Genomic DNA, 557 nt, shown 5'->3' on the forward strand with positions numbered 1-557 from the left:
AACCGCTTCGTCGTCGATCACAATCAGCAGCCCAAACCCTTCGTCTGGACCGCCGATCCAGACAAAATCATCGCCGCCGCTAACCGCGGGCACCAAGTGATGGAATCAATCCACTAGCTAGGCACGGAGCCCGTCTTCTGGTTGTCGACACCGATGTCGAACGTCTGAAGAAAGCCGATGTTCTTGGCGGCCTCGTGGATGCCGTCGACCCCGGCCCTGTTACACATGTGGTAGAAATAGACGTCGCAGGAATTCTTGATCGCGTCGTGCATGGTCTGCGGGCCGTGACCGCTTCGGCTCCAACACCGGAAGGTCCGATTGCCAAAGCGGTAGCCGCCGCCGCAGTTGACGCGTTCGGTCGGATCCACACCGGCGGTCAAAAGCGCGAGCGAGGTCGTCAGCTTGAAAGTCGAACCGGGGTGGAAGACGCCCCCGATGGTCTTGTCCAGCAGCGGCTTGCGTTCGTAGTCGGACAGCGCGCGATAGGTGCGGGTCGGAACACCCGAGACGAACAGGTTCGGGTCGAACGACGGCGCCGACATCATGCACAGGATGTC

The 557-nt window shown here is 60.9% G+C and carries 1 protein-coding gene and 1 pseudogene; one reads left to right on the forward strand and one right to left on the reverse strand.

Features of this window, described 5'->3' with window-relative positions:
* Positions 1-117, forward strand: a pseudogene (locus ACP7A5_RS18005) (IS630 family transposase); the annotation flags it as partial.
* On the opposite strand, the gene ACP7A5_RS18010 reads toward ACP7A5_RS18005, so the two are convergent.
* The coding region (locus ACP7A5_RS18010; protein ID WP_426043171.1) for a penicillin-binding transpeptidase domain-containing protein at positions 114-557 on the reverse strand (444 nt) is incomplete at its 5' end. The pseudogene ACP7A5_RS18005 and the gene ACP7A5_RS18010 overlap by 4 nt on opposite strands.

The organism is Brevundimonas sp. TWP2-3-4b1 (assembly GCF_049897665.1).
GTDB classification, from domain to species: domain Bacteria; phylum Pseudomonadota; class Alphaproteobacteria; order Caulobacterales; family Caulobacteraceae; genus Brevundimonas; species Brevundimonas subvibrioides_B.